General features: G+C 42.4%; 12 protein-coding genes and 2 pseudogenes. 8 read left to right on the plus strand and 6 right to left on the minus strand.

Going from position 1 to position 16971, the window contains the following annotated elements:
• Nucleotides 1-33: 33 nt before the first annotated feature.
• The 4 genes from ACRWSG_RS11295 to ACRWSG_RS11310 form a co-directional block, all read right to left on the minus strand.
• On the minus strand, nucleotides 34-765 hold the full coding sequence (locus ACRWSG_RS11295) for a MauE/DoxX family redox-associated membrane protein (protein ID WP_462166307.1): 732 nt from the start codon (nucleotides 763-765) through the stop codon (nucleotides 34-36).
• A gap of 125 nt (nucleotides 766-890) precedes the next feature.
• Entirely contained in the window at nucleotides 891-1136 is a 246-nt protein-coding gene (locus ACRWSG_RS11300; RefSeq protein WP_462166308.1) for a hypothetical protein, read from the minus strand.
• A gap of 20 nt (nucleotides 1137-1156) precedes the next feature.
• Entirely contained in the window at nucleotides 1157-2566 is a 1410-nt protein-coding gene (locus tag ACRWSG_RS11305) for a tetratricopeptide repeat protein (RefSeq protein ID WP_462166309.1), read from the minus strand.
• Nucleotides 2567-2771: 205 nt separating this feature from the next.
• The gene (locus ACRWSG_RS11310; RefSeq protein ID WP_462166310.1) at nucleotides 2772-3812 is read right to left on the minus strand and encodes a helix-turn-helix domain-containing protein; all 1041 of its coding nucleotides are present in this window, start codon (nucleotides 3810-3812) and stop codon (nucleotides 2772-2774) included.
• A gap of 195 nt (nucleotides 3813-4007) precedes the next feature.
• Between ACRWSG_RS11310 and ACRWSG_RS11315 the strand changes: the two genes are divergently transcribed.
• Both ACRWSG_RS11315 and ACRWSG_RS11320 read left to right on the plus strand, forming a co-directional pair.
• Entirely contained in the window at nucleotides 4008-4166 is a 159-nt protein-coding gene (locus ACRWSG_RS11315; protein ID WP_166338734.1) for a hypothetical protein, read from the plus strand.
• Complete coding sequence (locus ACRWSG_RS11320) at nucleotides 4156-4749, plus strand: Fic/DOC family protein (protein WP_462166311.1); 594 nt, start codon at nucleotides 4156-4158, stop codon at nucleotides 4747-4749. The genes ACRWSG_RS11315 and ACRWSG_RS11320 overlap by 11 nt, the downstream gene beginning before the upstream one ends.
• An 87-nt stretch (nucleotides 4750-4836) precedes the next feature.
• Here ACRWSG_RS11320 and gorA read toward each other — a convergent pair whose 3' ends face one another.
• Nucleotides 4837-6198 (minus strand): glutathione-disulfide reductase, encoded by a 1362-nt coding sequence (gene gorA, locus ACRWSG_RS11325; RefSeq protein ID WP_130167285.1) that lies wholly within the window; start codon nucleotides 6196-6198, stop codon nucleotides 4837-4839.
• 151 nt (nucleotides 6199-6349) lie between these two features.
• On the opposite strand from gorA, the gene prlC reads away from it, so the two are divergent.
• From prlC to ACRWSG_RS11350, 5 genes are all read left to right on the plus strand, one after another.
• A complete protein-coding gene (gene prlC / locus ACRWSG_RS11330; RefSeq protein WP_462166312.1) occupies nucleotides 6350-8401 on the plus strand; it encodes an oligopeptidase A in 2052 nt (683 codons plus the stop codon).
• Between the two features lie 109 nt (nucleotides 8402-8510).
• Nucleotides 8511-9689 (plus strand): response regulator, encoded by a 1179-nt coding sequence (locus tag ACRWSG_RS11335; RefSeq protein WP_462166313.1) that lies wholly within the window; start codon nucleotides 8511-8513, stop codon nucleotides 9687-9689.
• Nucleotides 9690-9732: 43 nt separating this feature from the next.
• Nucleotides 9733-10488, plus strand: a complete 756-nt coding sequence (locus ACRWSG_RS11340; RefSeq protein WP_062565979.1) for a class I SAM-dependent methyltransferase — start codon at nucleotides 9733-9735, stop codon at nucleotides 10486-10488.
• A 117-nt stretch (nucleotides 10489-10605) separates the two neighbouring features.
• Nucleotides 10606-12531, plus strand: a complete 1926-nt coding sequence (locus ACRWSG_RS11345; protein WP_462166315.1) for a methyl-accepting chemotaxis protein — start codon at nucleotides 10606-10608, stop codon at nucleotides 12529-12531.
• Between the two features lie 107 nt (nucleotides 12532-12638).
• Nucleotides 12639-13112, plus strand: a complete 474-nt coding sequence (locus ACRWSG_RS11350) for a peroxiredoxin (RefSeq protein WP_054552771.1) — start codon at nucleotides 12639-12641, stop codon at nucleotides 13110-13112.
• Nucleotides 13113-13188: 76 nt separating this feature from the next.
• Here ACRWSG_RS11350 and ACRWSG_RS11355 read toward each other — a convergent pair.
• A pseudogene (locus ACRWSG_RS11355) lies at nucleotides 13189-15325 on the minus strand (S8 family peptidase).
• 323 nt (nucleotides 15326-15648) lie between these two features.
• Here ACRWSG_RS11355 and ACRWSG_RS11360 point away from each other — a divergent pair.
• Nucleotides 15649-16831 (plus strand): annotated as a pseudogene (locus tag ACRWSG_RS11360) (BaiN/RdsA family NAD(P)/FAD-dependent oxidoreductase).
• Nucleotides 16832-16971 lie beyond the last annotated feature (140 nt).

Consider the following 16971-nt stretch of genomic DNA (forward strand, 5'->3'; position numbering starts at 1 on the left):
ATGAACGCGAGGGTAATCCCTCGCGTTTTTGTATTAGCTCATTAGCATCCATATACCTGCGGCAATCATAAATAAGTTTTCACTCAGAGAGATAAAGCCGAGCGGCACATTACTGTCGCCACCAACACAGGCGCATTTAAGCTCTCGTTTATCGATATACACAGCCTTAATAACCGATATCGCACCTATCCCACCAATAAATAGTGAAAATGGTGCTACAGCTAAGGCGGGTAATTTAGCCACCATACCTATCGCTACATACGCCTCTATAAATGGATAAACATAGGCGTAGGGCACGACACGCATGGCTAGTAAGTCATAGGTAATAAATGAGTTAGAAAAGCTGTATAAGTCTTGCAGCTTTTGTATCGCTAATACCGCCATGGATAATGCAACAAACAGCATCAGGTTCTTCATAGAAAATAAAGCCTCACCACTGGCGTAAGTGAAACCGCAGCTTAGTAGCATAGCTACTGCGAAAATGGCTAAAACAGGGGTATAACTGGTACCTTGTTGGCCAGCCTCGGGCAGATTAAAAAAGTCGCGTAAATCATCGTAACCACCAATACGTTTATCATTGATAAAGGTTTGTGGTGTGGTTTTTACATCATGCTGCTGTTTGAATTCGTCAGTTTGCTCACGGCTGGTTAAGTGACGATCATCAACATCGTAACCATGACGCTCTAGTAAATCTTTTGATTTTAAACCGAATGGGCAAATATGCTCATCGGTCACCATGCGAAATAAAATTGCAGACTTAGACACAGTGCCTCCTTGTAAAAATGCCTTGTTTACTGCGTAATAACTACTTAATTACACAGTAAACAAGAGCAAACTCTTGCTATAACTGGTTACTTTATTAACAGTTACAAGGTTTGTGCCAGTACTGTTTATTGCTTAGTTATAGTTAAAACAGCATCCATTACCGGATCGATACCTGCAAAGTAGTCTTTTGCAGAAAGCGTAATTGGCATATCGGGCGCTAACCAGATTCGATGATCTTCCGCTCGGCTTTGCTGGTGGAATTGGCTCGAAATAAGGCCTGTTTGTTTACTGTATGGCAGGTTAAACCAGCCAGCTTCACCTGCCACATTCGGGCGGGTGCCTGATGGCTCACCTACAAAAATCGCTGGCACTATATTGGCAATCTTTACAGCTACATCATGGCGTTTGCCGAAAACGTATTGCGGCCAATTAATATAAATAGCTTTCCTTGTGGTTTTAATACGTTAAAAAATGCGGCCGTTGCCACCAAAGGCGGGGTGAGCGAGCCATTACCACCACTGTTATGGCGAAGGTCTAGCACCAGATGCTCAATGTCATCGTGTTTGATTTGTGCTTGTAGCTGCATGGCAAATTCAGCAAGGGTGAGATCTTTGTTATTTCGCACATCATTGAATTGTACATACAGTAATTTATTCGTTTTGATTTGTTCGCTCCAAAACGGCGTATTGTTTTTTGCTAAGTATCTAAGCGTAGGGTGCTCAGCAAGTTTTGGTAACTTAGGAAAACCTGTAAATTGCATTGGTTTGAGCGCTGGTGTAACTGTGGTGATAGCGCCTTGTGGTGAGCTGAGCGTGAGTGTTACCTCGTTACCTTTGCTAATGCCAAGCCCGTTTAGCACATCAAGCAAACTTAAATAATAGGGACCCAACCAAAGGGTTTGCATTTCATTATCGCGAGCATTAATACGTTTAGTTAACTCAAGAGCTTGCTGGGCTGGTGTATCGGCAAATGCCTCAACTTTATAGCCAACATATTGCTGGTAATCGCTACTTGCTTTGCTGATGTATAAACCGTCACTAAATTGATAAAACTGAAATGGTAGTTGCTGAAAGTTGCCTGTTTCACCCCATGCTGGGATTAATAGATTATGACCATTGCCAAGTAATGCAATTAGCTCCATAAACTGAAAAACAATTTGCTGATCGGTTAGAATAGGAATCGACTTATCAATCTCAGCTACTTTTTCTGCAAACTGTTGTGAGCTCATGTTTTGATACATTGCCACGTGTAAACGTTTAATTTCTGAGACTAAAAACGCTAAATCGGCGCGCCATTTTTGATCTCGATTGAGTTCAGTATCCAAATTATTACCCGCAAGTGATTTATAACTGGCCGATTGCGCAAAGCGTTCAAAGTGAGGGTTAATACCAGATTTAAATAAGCTGGTGCCAGCAAGTGTTGGGCGGTCATCCCACCTTTCTGCCAGTGCTTTTTTAAGCCAATACTCAGCTTGCTGTTGGTTTTTAAGCTCTGCGTATGCCTCTGCAATTTTCACCATTAAATCGTTCGGGTTACTGGCCCCATTAGGAATGCCTTTTAAGCTAGTCCCAATTGCAAGTGCGCGTTGCAAAGCATTGCTGGCATTTTGATAATCGGCCAATTGAAAGTAACTGAGGCCAAGTAAATACCAAGTATCGCCATCATTTTGATATTCATTAATGAGCATTTTTGTGAGTTTATTCACCTGAGCCCAGTTTTGTTGTTTAGCAAATTCTATTGCTGCTGTTTTCGATTGAAAGTAAGCGATTGGGTCGCTTGCACCAACGCGACTTGGCTGCACTTTTAAAGCTTGATTCGTCACCTCTAAAGAGTGATTCGTTGCTAAAGCAAAACCCGAAAAGTTTATTAATAGGCACAAAGTTAGTAGTAAAAAATAGGACTTGTACATCAGGAGTCTCAAAGTTGTTTTTTGTTTAAATTAGCGTTTGAGTTGTAAAAAAGCGTCCTAAAACAGGATTTAGGACGTTTTTTGTCTGTTTTATGAGCTAATTCTTTTGCGTTTGCTTCTTAAATTGACTCGGTGTTAATCCCGTTTCTTTTTTAAACACGGCATTAAAAGTAGATTTAGAATTAAAGCCTGCTTGAAATGCCAGCTCTATCAGGCTGAGTTTTTGAGGTGAGTCTTGCTCTATTTCGCGTTTAACATCATTCACTCTATGCTGGTTGATGTACTCACAAAAGTTGTTCCCCGTTGTGCTGTTAATAGCCCAAGATATTTCTTTACTACCGAGCCCTGTTTGATTTGCTAAGTCGTTTAGTGAGAGCCTAGGTTGTCGATAAAGCGATTCGTTAATAACCAAGTTATCAATGGTTGAGAAAATTTGCTGCGCAAGTTGCTCGTCAGCCGAATCAGTTTGTTCAGCTTCGGGTTCTTCAGGCAATGTGACTGGTTCGAATTGAAAGCTATTTTTGATGGTGTGAAACAACAAAAAGCTAAACATTAGCAGTAACAGTATTTCATTTAATAAATACCAGCGCATCTTTAAATCGAGCGGCGTGATTGGTTGCACATTCATGCGCAGCAAATCAAATACGACAATAATGGCAAAAATAAATAATGCTTTGATCAGCCACTTTAATTTAAGGCTCTCAGCATCTGAGCGCGCATGCATAAGTTGTTTGTGATAGCGCTTTAAAATGCCATAAGCGAAGTAGAAATAACCAAGTTGACTGAGCGAACCAAGTAAAATGATCGCTTGCGTGTAGTGGGTAAAGGCCAAGGAAGTAGCCGCAGGAATTAAGTGTACCGCGTAGTGTGATGTTTTAAAGGGCTGTTTACCTGTAATCGACAAGGTAAAAAAGTAAATCATAGGCCCATACAGTAATGTAAATGCAGGGGTAATTAAGTAACTAGAAAACCCTAACCCTTCTAGCAGGTTAAAGGCGCACACACAGCCTTGAAATGCAAACAGCAGCACCAAGGAACGACTTTGTTTTTGGCTATTAATTAATAATGCACCAAATAACATTTGAAACAGAAAGATACTCTGTACAAGGTGTACAGGGAATAAAGTGATTGATTGCAAAGTAGTTTACGTTTTTATTCTTTTAGCTGAGTTTAACAACTCCCCCTCACTTTGTAATCATAGGCATTAAAAAGTTTAAATTGGTCAGTATTTTAATTGCCTTTTTCTCTTCTTTTTGGCTGTACTTTCGAATAAGTTGATTAATGGCAATTTATGCTTGAATAAGCTAGAATTATCAGTATTACAGGAGGGTTTATGACTACCAAAACTGCTAAGACTAGCAATCAGCAAAAAACTAAGTTTATGCCCGATATGGATAACTTTAAGGTCAGTTTAAGCTATGAAGGTCTAACGCTGAAAACTAATAGTGAAGGCAAAAGTATTGCTGAATTGAAGCGTAAATATGCTCGATAAATACGGGGTAGCTCAAGATAAATATTGCTACCCTGCCTCTGATGTATTAATTAATTTATTAGATATTCGAGAATCGGATATATTAGATCAAGCTGAAGCTGAGTTTACCGCTGAACGCTATAGAACTTATGACTCCCCCGAACAACCTCTATCTAAGTTTTCACTTGAGCATTTAAAACATCTTCATCACCACTTATTTCAAGACTTATATGTGTGGGCAGGTCAAATTAGGGATGTTGATATCTCCAAGGGTAATACCCGCTTTTGTACTTGGACGCGTATTGAGCCTGAAGCTAACAAATTATTTCGAACCATTCCGGCAATATCGAATTGTCATAATAATGATGAACTAATTGAAAAAGTGGCAGACTTGTTTTGTGAGCTAAATTTACTTCACCCATTCCGCGAAGGTAACGGTAGAGTGTTACGTTTCTTTTTTGAAGAAATGTTATATAGCATCGGCTATAAGGTTTCGTGGCCTCCAATCTCTCAGAGAGAGTGGATTGATGCGAATATTGCAGGTGTGAATTTAAACCTAGATTTACTTAAACGTATTTTTAGTCAAGCAATTTCTGAGCTTTGATAGTGTACTGAAATCACTACCAAATTTACCCAATAAAAAACCTTGTGGCAGCACCACAAGGTTTTAAAATTGACTCGTAACGCGAATTTATCTCATCGTTACAAATTCTTCAGAGCCAGTCGGGTGAATAGCCACAACAGCATCAAAGTCTGCTTTGGTTGCGCCCATCTTCATTGCAACGGCAAAGCCTTGGATCATTTCATCAACGGTAAAGCCAATGCCGTGTAAGCCAACAACTTTTTCGTCTTCGCCAGCACACACTAGCATCATGTTACATGCTTGACGGTGCTGAGTAACCGCTGTGTACATTGCAGCAAAGCTTGATTTATATACTTTAACGTTATCGCTGCCGTATTGATCAATCGCTTGCTGCTCTGTTAAACCAATTGTGCCGATTGGTGGGTGGCTGAATACCACTGTAGGTACTAGCTCGTAATCCATTTTTAAATCATCAGGTAATTCTTTATTGAATAAACGCTCAGATAAAATGCGACCTGCTTTAACGGCTACTGGCGTAAGTTCGATACCGTTTTCGATGATATCGCCAACTGCGTATACGTTTTCAGCTGTGGTGTTTTGGAATTCGTCTACTTTAACGTAACCACCTTCAGTTACTTCAACACCTGCTGCAGCAAGGTTGATCTTGTCAGTTGTAGGTGTACGGCCAATTGCCCAAATAACTTCATCAACGTTTTGGCTGTGACCATTTTCAAAGTGAATTGTTAAGCTACCATCGCTTTCTTTAACCACTTCTTTTGGTGTGCACTCAGTGTGAAGAGTCGGGCCTTCTTTTGCCATGATATCGACAAGCGTATCAACAATGTATGGGTCAAAAGTACGTAGTGGTTTGTTTTTACGAACAAACAGGTGTGTTTCTGTACCAAGGCTATGAAGTACACCTGCGATTTCAACGGCAATGTAGCCTGCACCAACCACAGCAACACGCTTAGGCTGTGCGTCTAGCTCAAAGAAGCCATTTGAATCAATACCAAGCTCAGCGCCTGGGATGTTAGGAATAGTAGGGCGACCACCAACAGCAACAAGGATATGGTCTGCCGTGTATAGCTCACCGTTTACTTCAACTGTTTTGTTATCAACAAACTTAGCAAAGCCATTGATTACAGTTACACCATTGCTAGATAAGTACTTGTTGTAACCTTGGTGAATACGGCCAATATACGCTTCGCGGCTTTCAACTAATTTAGCCCAGCTAAAGCTTTTTAATTCAACATCAAAGCCGTAGTCAGGTGCATATGCGTTAATTGCTTCAGCGATTTGTGCGCCGTGCCACATTACTTTCTTTGGAACACAACCCACGTTTACACAGGTGCCACCCATGTGTTTTGCTTCAATAAGAGCGACTTTTGCGCCACGCATTGCTGCACGGTTTGCAGAGGCAATACCGCCACTACCACCACCAATTGCAATGTAATCAAAATGCTGAGCCATAGTTTGTCCTCAAAAATAGATAATTCTTTATTAATTAATCGATTTAGTAATAAGTTGATAATAGCATAATAAAGACCAAGGTTAAGCCCCTTGTATTTCATCAATTCGCCCCAACTTCAAAATCATCTTCGCATAAAATTTGAGAACGAAAATGACAATTGCAGAAAATAACCCACTCATTGGTTTAGAAGGGCTTCCGCCGTTTTCTAAAATTAAACCAGCACACGTAGTGCCAGCATTAAAAGCAGCGATTGCTGAGTGTCGTACCAAAATAGATGAGGTACTGGCAACTAAATCATACACATGGAATGATTTGGTGCTTCCGCTTGAAGAAGCTGATGACAAGTTATCACGCTTATTTTCACCGGTATCACATATGAATTCTGTCGTTAATAACGACGAGCTACGTGAAGCCTATGAGCAATGTTTGCCGTTGTTATCTGAGTATTCAACGTTTGTTGGTCAGCATCAAGGTTTATACGATGCTTACAACGAGCTTCACAACAGTGACGAATTTAAAACACTAACGATTGCCCAGCAAAAAACCATTACTAATGCACTGCGTGATTTTGAGCTATCTGGTATTGCTTTAAAACCAGAGCAACAGAAGCGTTATGGCGAAATCAGTGCGCGTTTATCTGAGCTGGCTTCTAAGTTTGGTAATAATGTTATGGATGCCACACTTGCTTGGCAAAAGCACATTACAGATGAAAGCGAACTGGCTGGTTTACCAGAGTCTGCATTAGCCCTTGGTGCTGACACAGCTAAAAGCAAAGAGCTAGATGGCTGGGTATTCACGTTAGATTTTCCATCATACTTACCAATCATGACTTATGCTGATAACCGCGAGTTACGTGAAGAGTTTTACACTGCGTTTGTAACGCGTGCATCTGATCAAGGCCCTAATGCCGGTGAGTTTGATAACTCTGCCATTATGAGCGAAGAGCTTGCCCTACGTCATGAACTTGCCGAGTTACTTGGCTTTAACAGCTACGCTGATATGTCATTGGCGACTAAAATGGCAGAAACGCCAGAGCAAGTTTTCTCATTCTTAGAAGATTTAGCTGCTAAGTCTAAACCACAAGCTGAGCAAGAGCTTGCTGAGCTAACTGCCTACGCAAAGGACAAGCACGGTGTGACTGAGCTTGCTGCATGGGACTACGCTTACTATGGCGAAAAACTTAAGCAAGAGAAGTACGCGATTTCTGATGAAGTACTGCGCCCATATTTCCCTGCCAATAAAGTTCTAAGTGGCTTATTCACTACCGTTAATCGTTTATTTGGTATTAGCGTTAAAGAAGTGACAGAGTTTGATACTTACCACCCTGATGTACGTTTCTTCGAAATTTACGATAACAGCAACACGTTACGTGGTCGCTTTTATCTAGATTTATATGCCCGCGATCGCAAGCGTGGCGGTGCTTGGATGGATGACTGCATGGGTCGAAAAGTACGTGCAAACGGCGAATTACAAACCCCAGTTGCGTACTTAGTGTGTAACTTTAATAAAGCAGTGGGTGATAAGCCTGCTTTGTTTACGCATAACGAAGTGACTACGTTATTCCATGAGTTTGGTCATGGTATTCACCATATGTTGACACAAGTTGATGCTGCGCCAGTGGCTGGTATTAACGGTGTTGCATGGGACGCGGTTGAGTTACCAAGCCAGTTCCTTGAAAACTGGTGCTACGAAGAAGAAGCGCTGAGCTTTATTTCGGGTCATTACGAAACAGATGAGCCGTTACCAAAAGAGTTATTAGATAAACTCCTAGCTGCGAAGAACTTCCAATCAGGTATGCAAATGCTGCGTCAGCTTGAGTTCTCGTTGTTTGACTTTACTATTCACCATACGTACAAAGCAGGTGAGCCATGTAACATTCAAGCAACTCTTGATGAGGTGCGCAGTAAAACAACCGTTGTTAAAGCGCCTTCATTTAACCGCTTTCAGCATGGCTTTAGCCATATTTTTGCGGGCGGTTACAGCGCAGGTTATTACTCTTACAAGTGGGCTGAAGTGCTTTCGGCTGATGCGTTTTCTAAATTTGAAGAAGAAGGTATCTTTAACCCAGCAACGGGCGAAGCTTTCTTAAAGAACATTTTAGAGAAAGGGGGCAGTGAAGAGCCGATGGAGCTATTTAAAAAGTTCCGTGGACGCGAACCACAAGTTGATGCACTACTTAGACACAGCGGCATTGCTGCATAATAAAGTTTGTTGATCTAAAGCGCCGTAAGGCGCTTTTTTTATTAATATTTCTTCGCAAAATCACGCTCTCGTACTATCCTTCTTAAAAAAGAGTTTATAGGAATTAAGCATGTCAAAACTTGTATTAGCCATTGATGATGATAAATATATCCATCATGTGATTGAGGAATCGCTATCGGGCTTTTGCACACTGATCCATGCTAAAAATGGCGACGAAGGATTAAGACAGGCGTTAAAGTACAACCCTGATATCATCTTACTAGATATCGAAATGCCGGGCAAAACGGGCTTTGAGGTATGTAACGAATTAAAAGCTAACCCGCAAACAAAAGACACACCTGTGATGTTTTTATCGGGTAAAGCTGACCTACCAGACCGTGTAAAAGGTTATAACGCAGGTGCTGCTGACTACATTGTAAAACCATTTAATGCTGAAGAACTCATGGCACGTATTCGCGTGTTATATCAATATCGTCAGCACTCTAAAAAGCTTAAAAGTGATGTAGAGCGAGCGCAAATCACTGCCGAAATCGCGATGACAGATTCAGGCGATATGGGTCGTATAATGCGCTACGTTGGGCAAAGCTATCATGCACACGATATCAAAACCTTATCTGAGCATATGTTTGAGTTTTTTAATCCGATGGAGCTCGATGTCGTACTGGCGTTTTGGTATCAGGATGTAGGCATATTTTGTAGTGCTGAGGGCGGGGTGTGTCCACTTGAGCAAGAGCTACTCGAAAAACATCGAGATGCAAATCGTTTTGTTGACTTTAGCCACCGCACAATTATTAATTACCCAAAAGTGTCGATGCTGGTTAAAAACATGCCACTGGATGATGCCCAGCTTTATGGTCGTTATAAAGATTTATTCCCGCATATTCTTGAGGTGACTAACGCCAAAGTACAAGATATGGAAAACAATGAGCGGGCACTGACTCAGGCGCAGCAAATTGGTAACTCGTTTAATGAGTTATCTGATCAAATGTACCAAAACAGTGATTCGCGGGAACATGCTGTAGAGAAATTTGCCGCCCAACTTGATGAGCTAAACAAGTCTATTGAGCAAAGTGGTTTATCGGGCAGCGACGAAGTCGCATTTCACTTGCAGCAATTAAAACAAACGCAATTGCTTTTTACCTCACTCAATGAAGACTTATCGTTTATTAAGTTTCAGCTAAAACATATTATCGAATCGCGTAGTGAGCTTTTAGCGAGCTTACAAAAAATGGCTGAGCCGAGTGAGACCGAAGATGTGACCTCACAAACGGATATCGAGCTATTTTAAGCCATGCTATACTGGCGGCGAATAATATAGCTCGGAGTTTTGCGTGGTAATTCATTGTCCTTTTAAAGAAATGCGTCCTTATTTAGATGCGATTGAACAGCGTTTTGGTTTGGCCAAGTGGGCTGAACAAAATGCAGGCTTTTCGCTTCATTATGACGACCAAGGTCTTAGCCTGAAGAAAAAGGACGAGCCAAAGCTGGGTGCTATCCATGTTGATTTTGTAACGGGTGCTGCAGCTCATCGACGCAAGTTTGGTGGTGGTAAAGGGCAGGCAATAGCCAAGGCTGTAGGGTTAAACAAAGGTGCCACGCCAGTGGTGCTTGATGCCACTGCAGGCCTTGGCCGCGATGGCTTTGTACTGGCATCACTAGGCTGTAAAGTGATTTTGCATGAACGCCACCCTGTAGTTGCTGCACTATTATTCGACGGCCTAGAACGCGCCTATAACGATGCAGAAATCGGCCCTTGGATGAAAGAAAACATGAGCCTAGTGTTTGGCTCAAGCCATACGTTACTGGCGCAGTGTAGTGATACTCCTGATGTTGTGTACTTAGATCCTATGTTTCCTCATCGTGAAAAATCAGCCCTAGTTAAAAAAGAAATGCGAGTATTCCAAGAGCTTGTTGGCGGAGATAGCGATGCCGATGATCTATTAGAATTTGCTTATCCACTTGCCAGTAAGCGAGTCGTTGTGAAGCGCCCTGATTACGCCCCATTTCTAAATGACAAAACCCCGAGTATGCAAATCAAAACCAAGAAGAACCGCTTTGATGTATACGTAAAAGCTGCAATGGTCTGAATCTAGTGTTTTTGGATGTATCTAGTTTTTTCGTGTAGTTGTTTATGGTGGTTTTTCATCAAATTGTCATAAAAGGTTAATATTCTACGCGCGTAACGTTACTTGGGAATATCGTTTATGCGCGTGTCATCATTTACTCGGCTATTGGCCGTTTTACTCACACTCGCCAGTATCTTACTGGCAGCCACCCTGTTCTGGGCTAGTCAAACCTTACTCGGCTTAGAGCAGCAAGATAACGCTTATAATAAGCTGAAAAACACCATCATTATTGATTTAAAAAGTTACCTTGATGATTATTTAGAGCAAGGTGACAGCCAACACTTAAATAAAGCCTCAACGCTGATAAGCGATGTTAAAAAGCAGCATTTAGCTGAGCTACCTAAAGATCTAGCGGGTCAACTAAATAGCCAACTTACGGCCCTCGATAAAGACATTAACGGTAAGTATCGCGCTTTAGGTAAGCTATCGGGTAACGAAATGGCACTGCTCGATAACTCGTTAAGACAAATGGCAGGCTCTGCCTCTTCGTTAATTGGCTATGCACGTAAAGCACAGCCGCAAACAGCGCTTGCGCTTGAATATTATCAACTTGCTGCTGACTACTACAGCGAAGTGACATCACTTGCTTTGTATACTTACAAATTAGTGATCAACTTTGATCAAGACACTAAAAATAGCCTTAATCAAAGTGTTGAAAACTTAAATGCCCTTGCTACTAAAATCGACAGACTCGAAAACCTAGGTGTAATGAGTGAAGTGGATGAAGACGCTTTATTTTTTGGCGAAGAAGCAGAAGATTTAGCCGGTGATATTAAAGCTGAGCTAACAAGCTGGTCTAAACGTTTCCCTCGTGATTTAGCATCAACACTTGAGCAAGCTGAGCAGCGACAAACCGGCATGCAAGCACTGCGCGAACAAATCGGTGCGCTTTCAGCAACGGTGCTCGGTGCAGAGCAAAAATTAAAAGATGAACAAAGCCAGCTTAAGCAACAAGTGTTTATCGTGTTTTGTGTCGCTATTGGCATGCTGGTGGTTTTAGCGGCGGGTGTGTATTTCGTACAGCGTAACCAAGTACTTAACCCTCTGCGCCAATTGCGTGATGGCTTTGCGTTCTTGATTGAAAGTAATGAGCTTAAAAACATTGAGAGTAAAAACCCGAAAACCGAAGTTGGTGAAATTGCCCATTACTTTAATCAATTGATTGAGCGCCAGCGTGGTGAGGCAGAAGAGCGAGCACAAATGCTTAAGGTTATTAATGACTTTATGCTAGAGATGAGCGAGCACTTACATACCATTGCTCAGCAAACGGATGCCAGCCACTCTCAGGTGGAACAAAACCAAGGTTTACTTACTGATATTCAACACATTGGTGAGCAGGTCAATAACATTAATGGTCAAGTTGCTGATAACGCCAAGCAAACCTTTGGTGCGATGGAGCAGAGCTTAGGCTTTGCCGACAGCATGTTAACCGCAAGCTCTCGCACTGAAGAGCGCGTTGAGCAAGGTCTAGATAGCTTAAAAGAGCTATTAAAAGGGGTTGATGATGTTGGCCAAGTTATTGAGGTGATCAAAAACATTGCTGAGCAAACAAACCTGCTAGCATTAAATGCGGCGATTGAGTCGGCACGTGCAGGTGAGCATGGTCGAGGCTTTGCGGTTGTCGCTGACGAAGTACGAAAGCTTGCTAGACAAACGCAAGGCTCGCTTGATGATATCAACAATCAGCTAAACCGCCTAAGTGAAAACTCAACCATGGTATCAGAGCAAATTAGTGCACTGGCTACTGATGCCGAGCTTCAAACACAAAATGCTCAAGAGCTTAAACGTAACTCAGAAGGCGTTGCCGATAACGCGCAAGATGCTAATAAAGTCGCGTTTGATGCTATGGAGCTTGCTAAACAACAAAATGCCTTACTCGAAAACTTTAGCCAATCAATGCAGAGCATGAAAGGGCAGGTAAGTGAGTCAAACTCACTGGTTAGTGATATTCAGCATCGCCTACAAGAGCAAATGCATACCATTAAAGCCAGCTTAGGTTTATAACCCTCCAAAGGGCGAGCAATGGTTTACGTTGTTTGTCCTTAAAATCATGCTGTATTCAATTTTTTAGGTATATACTCTGTACTCTTATTTTCTTTCAAGGAATTACGATGATCGAACAAGGCCAAACTATACCTACAGCAACCCTTAGTGAATTAACTAGCGAAGGCATGCAAACCTTAACAACAGAGGCATTATTTGCAGATAAAAAAGTAGTGTTGTTTGCCGTGCCGGGTGCATTTACACCAACATGTTCTAATGCTCACTTACCTGAGTTTATTACCCTGGCCGATAAAATTACTGCTAAAGGCGTTGATGCAATCTACTGTGTATCGGTGAACGATGCATTTGTAATGAAAGCATGGGGTGAAGCTCATAACGCTGAGCATATTCGTATGTTAGCAGATGGTGATGCAAGTTTTACCAAAGCACTTGGTTTAGATAAAGACACAGCTGGTTTTGGTGGTATACGTTCTAAACGTTATGCAATGATCGTTGAAAACCAAACTGTAACAGGGCTGTTTGTTGAACAAGACAAAGAGTTTGTAGTAAGCCGCGCTGAAGCTGTGCTAGAAAAGCTTTAATAGCAATTCATAAATACAAAAAAGCCGGACGTAAGTCCGGCTGAAAGTCCCTGGGGGTGACTTAGGAGATCAACTATTAAGGTTGATATTGCGCATCCAGTGTAACACCCGAGAAAGTACGGTAAGCATTTAAGCTTAAGTGCCAAGTACCTGCTTGTGGATTACTGAACGTACAAGTTTCTGCGTTACCGTTTTTGTAAGGGCGACAATCATAGCTTGATGATGTTGGTTGGCTACCAAACTTAACGAATAAGTCTGAATCGCCAGTACCGCCTGATGTCGTTACTGTAAAGCTTGCCATACCGGCAGGAACATCAATAGTGTAATGCTTCCATTGCGTTTGCACTTGCAGAGATATCTGTTACTGTGCCACCACCTGCTTGTGGTGAACCTGAGCCTGAACCACCGCCAGAAGTTGTTAAATCACCTACTAGGCTAACACCTGAGTATGCAGAGTAACCATTCAGCATTACATGGTAAGTACCTGCTGTTGGGTTATCGATAGAACATACTTCGTTGTTACCGCCTTTATACGGGCGACAATCATAGGTTGATGTTGTTGGTGCGCTACCTGCACGAACGTAAAGGTCAGCATCGCCTGAACCGCCACTCATTGTGAAGGTTACGTTAGTCGCACCTGTTGGAACTTCCATTGTGTAGAAAGTTTGGCTGCTAGCAGAGCCACTTAAACCAGTTAGTGCTTGACCATCTTCTAATACGTTACCCGTTGGTGGTGGCGGTGTTGTACCTGAGGCTGCTGCAACCGCGGCTGCCGCATCAACAATACCTGTACCACAGCTAGTACATGTTGCTGGGAAAGAACGAGTTGTCGATTTTAAGATACTTTCGATTTCATCAGGTGTTGCTGATGGCTTAGCTTGTTTGATTAATGCTGCGACACCCGCAACATGTGGAGCTGCCATCGATGTACCTTGTGAGTAGTGGTATGAATCACTGCTAGGGCTTGAAGAGCCTGAGTTGTGAGTAGATAACACACCTTCAGAGTCATTCGCAAAGCTTTGCGCGCCACCCGGTGCTGCAACGTCAATGTTGCTACCGTAGTTTGAGTAGTATGCACGACCACCGTTACGACCAACAGATGCAACGTTTACAACACCATTACAGTTACCAGGGTTGTAGTTTGCAGAGTTATCGTTGTCGTTACCTGCAGCGATTACAATTACAGAACCGTTGTTACGCGCTTGATTGATTGCATTTTGCGTTGTTGAGCTACATGAACCGCTACCACCTAAACTCATGTTAATAACATCAGCAGGGTTAGCATTTGCTGGTACGCCAGAAACTGAACCACCCGATGCCCAGATGATGCCGTCAGCGATATCAGAAGTTAAACCACCACATTTACCAAGTACACGCACTGGCACTACTTTTGAATTGTAAGCAACACCGGCAACACCTTCACCGTTATTAGTGACTGCTGCAACAGTACCCGCAACGTGTGTACCGTGCCAGCTTGAGCTTTGTGCACTGTGTGTGTAACCACATTCGTTAGCGCTGATTGCATCACCCGGATCGCGTGCATCGCTATCACGACCACCGCCGTCGTTCGCTACAGACACGTTAGAGATCATGTCATAGCCTTGAAGAATGTTAGCATTTAAATCAATATGAGGGCGGTAACCAGTATCAAGTACCGCTACAACGACACCGCTACCCGTTGCTGTATCCCAAGCAGTAGGAAGGTTAAGACCGCCCGCTTGCTCGTAGTAGTGCCATTGGTCGTCATAACGAGGGTCGTTAGGCGTCGCAAACGGCTTTAACATTTGGTCGATTTCGATGTATTCAACGTTACCAGAAGCGACCATTTCTTGCATAAATTCTTGGGTTTCTTCAGCTGATAGTTTTTTATCAGCACGCATTACGTGGTGATTACTCATCGCCATTGCACGAACGTATTGTGCTTTTACTTTACCTTTTTTGCTGCTGAAGTTTTTAATAAAGCCTTTTGCTTTTTTGTTCATCATAGTCGGCGTTTGTTCTGCTGCCGACATGGTCATCATTTCATCACTATTGTTTTTATACTTGATGATAAATTGAGTACCAAAGCCTTCTTGGCCTTGTAATTTAGCTGCAGTTTCCTGCATAGATGGTGACATAAGTTGATCTGGAGTAGCCATAGCTGCTGTTGTTCCAAACAACGCAGTCAAGCTCAGTGCAATTGCGCATTTCTTCAAGTTGTTGTTAGTTGTCATAATGATCCCTAGATTGTTATGTAAATCTCCACGATGTTTTTCGTGAAGGGGGACAAAGGTAAAATATATGTTAATTTAGTTAAAATATCGTTTTATTATGGTTGTCTCTATTTTGGTTATAACTAAATGTATAGACGTCTAAATCAGTCTTTTTGTGGTGTTTTTTGGTTGTTTTCTCATAATAAAGTTATAATTTTATGGTTTTGAGTTTTTGCTTTATTTCGTTTTTTGGTTTTATCTTTTTTGTAAAAACATCTCTGAGTTAACACAGCGACGACAATAACTTGTTATAATCAGCTAAATTTTTTTAGTGAGTATGAGTAATGACCCAAGTAGATGTAATTGTGATTGGTGCCGGCGCCGCAGGTTTGATGTGCGCTGCACAAGCAGGCTACCGTGGTCGCAATGTTACTGTGCTTGATATGGGCAAGAAGCCGGGCCGTAAAATATTAATCAGCGGCGGCGGGCGTTGTAACTTCACCAATGAAAACGCAAGCCCAGACAACTACTTGTGTGGTAATCCTCACTTTGTAAAATCGTGTTTAAGTCGTTTTACCCAGCATGACTTTATAGAGCTGGTGGACCGTCACGGCTTGGCCTATCACCATAAAACGCTGGGCCAATTATTTTGTGATAACAGCGCACAAGATATCGTCGACATTCTTTTAACTGAGTGTGAGTGGGCGGGTGTTAACATAGCGCTGCGTAACGAAGTACTCAGCGTGACAAAAACCGATGCGGGTTATGAAGTTATTACTGAGCAAGACAGCTATCAATGTGAGTCGTTAGTTGTCGCATCGGGCGGATTAACCATGCCTAAGCTTGGGGCATCACCAATTGGTTATAAAATTGCCGAGCAATTTGGTTTAACAGTGTTACCAACCATGGCGGCATTAGTGCCATTTACGTTGCACCAGCACGATAAAGATCGCTTTGATGGGTTATCGGGGATCAGTATTCCTTGTCTGGTTACCAGTGAAGATGGCACCCAGTTTAAAGAAAACATCTTGTTTACTCACCGCGGCCTTTGGAACAGCTATTTTACAAATCAGCTCTTTTTGGCGTGCAGGGCAAACTGTGTACATCAACTTGTTACCCGAGCTCGATTTAAAACAGCAGCTTGAGCAGTGGCGTCAAAGCCAAGGGCAAAAGTCACTAAAAAATACCCTTGCGACAATTTTACCAAAACGCTTTGTTGAAATGCTGCACGACACGAAAGCGATCCCAGATTGCAATGTAAACCAACTAAGCCATACGCAAATCGACGCATTACATGACTACATTCACAATTGGCAAATTAAACCAAACGGCACAGAGGGTTATAGAACAGCCGAAGTAACGCTTGGCGGTGTAGACACCGACGAATTAAGCTCAAAAACCTTCGAAGCGAAAAAGTCACTGGGCCTTTATTTCATCGGCGAAGTCACCGACGTCACCGGCTGGTTAGGCGGCTACAACTTCCAATACGCCTGGAGCTGCGGCTTTGCAGCAGGGCAGTATTGTTGATTTGAGTTGCGAGTTGCGAGTTGCGAGTTGCTAGTTGCTAGTTGCTAGTTGCGAGTTGCAAGGGGAAAGGTGTTAGTGGTTAGGTCATAGGAGCTAGGCTCTAGGAACTAGGTGCTAGGTTAGCACTTGCTTGTAGGTCG

This window comes from Pseudoalteromonas sp. GB43, assembly GCF_054923805.1.